This is a genomic window from Citricoccus sp., from assembly GCF_035445025.1.
In the GTDB taxonomy this organism is placed as follows: domain Bacteria; phylum Actinomycetota; class Actinomycetes; order Actinomycetales; family Micrococcaceae; genus Citricoccus.
In genome coordinates this window covers 1-3,528 of sequence record NZ_DAOMPX010000124.1, presented here as the reverse complement: position 1 = coordinate 3,528, position 3,528 = coordinate 1, and the positions used below count along the sequence as shown (strand labels likewise).

General features: G+C 74.7%; 4 protein-coding genes. All 4 read right to left on the bottom strand.

Features of this window, described 5'->3' with window-relative positions; translation table 11 throughout:
* Window positions 1–284 (bottom strand): CrcB family protein (locus PLJ28_RS15305; RefSeq protein WP_324590381.1); only part of this gene is annotated, 284 nt, incomplete at its 3' end.
* On the bottom strand, window positions 284–1,102 hold the full coding sequence (gene hisN, locus PLJ28_RS15300) for a histidinol-phosphatase (RefSeq protein WP_183524497.1): 819 nt from the start codon (window positions 1,100–1,102) through the stop codon (window positions 284–286). The genes PLJ28_RS15305 and hisN, both read right to left, overlap by 1 nt.
* Window positions 1,103–1,165: 63 nt before the next feature.
* On the bottom strand, window positions 1,166–2,278 hold the full coding sequence (gene rsgA / locus PLJ28_RS15295) for a ribosome small subunit-dependent GTPase A (RefSeq protein WP_298045036.1): 1,113 nt from the start codon (window positions 2,276–2,278) through the stop codon (window positions 1,166–1,168).
* Window positions 2,275–3,528 (bottom strand): 3-phosphoshikimate 1-carboxyvinyltransferase (locus PLJ28_RS15290; protein WP_324590380.1); only part of this gene is annotated, 1,254 nt, incomplete at its 5' end. The genes PLJ28_RS15290 and rsgA, both read right to left, overlap by 4 nt.

Genomic DNA, 3,528 nt, shown 5'->3' with positions numbered 1-3,528 from the left:
AGGACGCCCACCCCGAGACCGGCCCGCAGCCAGCGCGGCAGCGGCCGCCGGGAGGCCCGTGCGGTGAGCAATCCCAGCAGGAAGGCGCCGAGCAGGTTGACGACCGAGAGCATGAGCCAGCCGGGGACGGGGGAGTCCGCGGGGGAGGGGACGACCTCGACCAGCAGCCACCGCGCCAGCGTCCCGGCCATCCCGCCCGCGGCCACCGCCAGGACCATCGCCGCGGTGAGCGACTCGCGCGGCGGGGCCTGGTCCCGGCCCACACCGGGATCCCGGCCGCTCATCAGGCCTGCGTCTGGCCGATCAGGTCCGGGTTGAGGGCCTCGAGGGCATCGGGGTGGAGCAGGCCGTTGGTGGCCAGCGCATTGCCCCCGAACGGGCCGTCCTCGCCCTCGAGCGAGGTGAAGCGGCCCCCCGCCTCGGTGACGATCGGCACCAGGGCGGCCATGTCGTACAGCTCGAGCTCGGGCTCGCAGGCGATGTCCACGGCGCCCTCGGCGACCATCATGTAGGACCAGAAGTCACCGTAGGCGCGGGTGCGCCACACGGTGGAGGTCAGTTCCAGGAAGTCCCGGATGTTGCCCCGCTCGCGCCAGCCCTCGAGGGACGAGTAGGACAGGGAGGCATCCTCGATCCGGGACACGTTCGAGGCGTGGATCCGCGTGGCCGAGGCCAGTGACTTGCCCATGAACGCGCCGGTGCCCTTCGCGGCCCACCAGCGCCTGTTGAGGGCCGGGGCCGAGACCACGCCCACCACGGGCTCGCCGTCGTCGATCAACGCGATCAGGGTCGCCCACACGGGCACCCCGCGCACGAAGTTCTTGGTCCCGTCGATGGGGTCGATCACCCAGCGCCGCGGGCCGTGGCCGGTCTCTCCGAACTCCTCCCCGAGGACCGCGTCCCGCGGGCGGGCCCGGGAGAGGTTCCCGCGGATCAGCTCCTCGGCCGCGCGGTCCGCGTCCGTGACGGGGGTGAGGTCCGGCTTCGTGTCGATCCTCAGGTCCTGCGCCCTGAAGCGGGACATCGTCTGGGAGTCCACCGAGTCGGCCATGATGTGGGCCAGCCGGAGGTCGTCCGTGTAGTTCTTGGGCGCATCGCTCATGCAGGCCACGCTACCGCGAGGCCGCAGGGCTCAGCGCCATCGGCACGGCCGGTGGCCGGCGGCTCACCACTCATCGTCGGAGCGCCCGTCCAGCAAGCGGCGCAGTGAGGCCAGCCGCTCGGCGCCGGACGTGCCGGCGTTGCCGCCCGCCACCCACGCGTCGAGCGCGCACCCGGGTTCCCCGGCGGCGTGCGTGCAGCCCCGCGGGCAGTCCGCGAGGGCCGGCGCCAGGTCCTCGAAGGCCTCCACCACGCGATCGCGGTCCACCAGGCCCAGGCCGAACGAGCGGATGCCGGGGGTGTCCACCACCCAGGACTCATGCTCCCCGCCGGGGTCCACGGACGGCGCGTCATCGGCGGAGCCCTCGGCCGGCAACGGGATCGCCAGGGCGGAGGAGGAGGTGTGCCGCCCGCGGCCGGTGACCGCGTTGACGTGGCCGGTGGCCCGCCGGGTGCCGGTCAGGGCGTTGAGCAACGTGGACTTCCCGACGCCGGACGGGCCCACCAGCACGGAGATGTGGCCTTCCAGCCGGGACCGCAGGGAGCGCAGCAGGGCCGGGTCCAGGCGGGCATCGCCGTCACCGGACCCGCTGCCCGCGGCACCGGAGGTGAGCACCTCCAGACCGAGGTGCCGGTAGTGGGCCAGCAGCCCGGCAGGGTCGCGCAGGTCCGTCTTGGTGATGCACAGCAGCGGCTCGATCCCCGCGTCATAGGCGGCCACCAGGGCACGGTCGATGAACCCGGTGCGGGGCTCGGGATTGGCCGCGGCCACCATGATGACCAGCAGGTCGACGTTGGCCACCACCACGCGCTCGTAGGCGTCGGAGTCGTCGGCGGAACGCCGCAGCACGGTGCTGCGCTCCTCGATCCGCACGATCCGGGCCAGGCTCCCCTCCAGGCCCGAGAGGTCCCCGACGAGCCCCACGAGGTCGCCGGTGACCACCGGGTTTCGGCGCAGCTCACGGGCGCGCATGGCGGTGACGGTGTGGAACCCCTCCCGGCCCGGCAGGTACACCGTGTACCGGCCGCGGTCCACCGTGACCACGCGGCCGGTGACGGCATCCTCATGGGCGGGCCGTTCCTTGGTGCGCGGGCGCGAACCCCTCTTGCTGGGGCGCGAGCGCACGTCGGACTCGTCCCAGCGCTTCGGGTCGAAACCGCGCCCGGGCCGGCTCATGCGCGGTCGCCGTCCCCGGTCACCAACCGGGTCCACAGCTCGGGGAAGTCGGGCATGGTCTTGGCGGTGGTGCCCACGTCCCGCACCAGCACGCCGGGCACCGCCAGTCCCACGACGGCGGCGAAGGTGGCCATCCGGTGGTCGTGGTAGGTCTCCAGGGTCGCCCCGTGCAGGGCGGAGGACTCTCCGGTGGTCCCCGTGCCCTCGGCGTCAGGAGAGCCGCCCGTCCCCCGGAAGGCGAGGTAGTCGGGGCCCTCCTCGACCTGACCGCCCATCCGCCGCGTCTCGGCGGCCAGTGCCGTCAGGCGGTCGGTCTCGTGGCCGCGCAGCTGTCCGATCCGGGACAGGCGTCCGGGGCCCTCCGCCAGCAGGCACAGGGCCGCGACCGTGGGCGCCAGCTCGCCGGTGTCCGGAAGGTCCCCGGGGGCGGTGATCCGCGGGTGGCCGGTCTCCGTCAGGGCACCGGTCACCGTCAGGGTGCCGGTGTGCCCCTCCGGGTCCGGGGAGAAGTCCACGGTGGCACCGAACGCGGGCAGGATGGTCCGCCAGCGGTCGCCGATCTGCGTGGTCCCGGCGGGCCAGTCCGGCACGCGGACCTGGCCGCCCGTCACCACGGCCGCGGCCAGGAACGGCCCCGCGTTGGACAGGTCCGGTTCCACCGCCAGGTCCAGGGCGCGCACCGGGCCGGGGGAGACCCGCCACTGGCCCGGGACGGAGTCGTCCACCTCCACCCCGCAGCGGCGCAGCACGCTCACGGTCATCGCCACGTGCTCCGGGCTCGGCACCGCGTCCCCGGTGTGCACCAGGTGCAGTCCCCGGCGGAACCGGGGGGCGGCCAGCAGCAGGGCGGAGACGAACTGGCTGGACCCCGAGGCGTCGACCTCGATCCGGCCGCCCTCGACGCCGCCGGTGCCGTGCACGGTGAACGGCAGGGTCCCGCGCTCCGTGCCGGGGCCGTCCACGGTGATCCCGAGCGCGGCCAGGGCGGCCAGGACCGGACGCATCGGGCGGGCCAGGGCGGCCTCGTCACCGGTGAAGCGGGTGGGACCGGCCACGAGGGCGGCGATCGGGGGCACGAAGCGCATCACGGTGCCGGCCAGGCCGCAGTCCACCGTGCGCCCGGCCGGGGACCCGTCACCGGGGCCCGCGCCGCCGTCGGGAAGGGGGGTGACGCGCACGGTACCGGGGCCGGTGTGCTCCACCACGGCACCCAGGGCCGTCAGGGCCCGGATCATCAGGCGGGAGTCCCG

Bases quoted from the DNA above. Each gene is read 5' to 3' on its own strand.
- hisN (WP_183524497.1), bottom strand. From the start codon at position 1,102: ATGAGCGATGCGCCCAAGAACTACACGGACGACCTCCGGCTGGCCCAC.
- rsgA (WP_298045036.1), bottom strand. From the start codon at position 2,278: ATGAGCCGGCCCGGGCGCGGTTTCGACCCGAAGCGCTGGGACGAGTCC.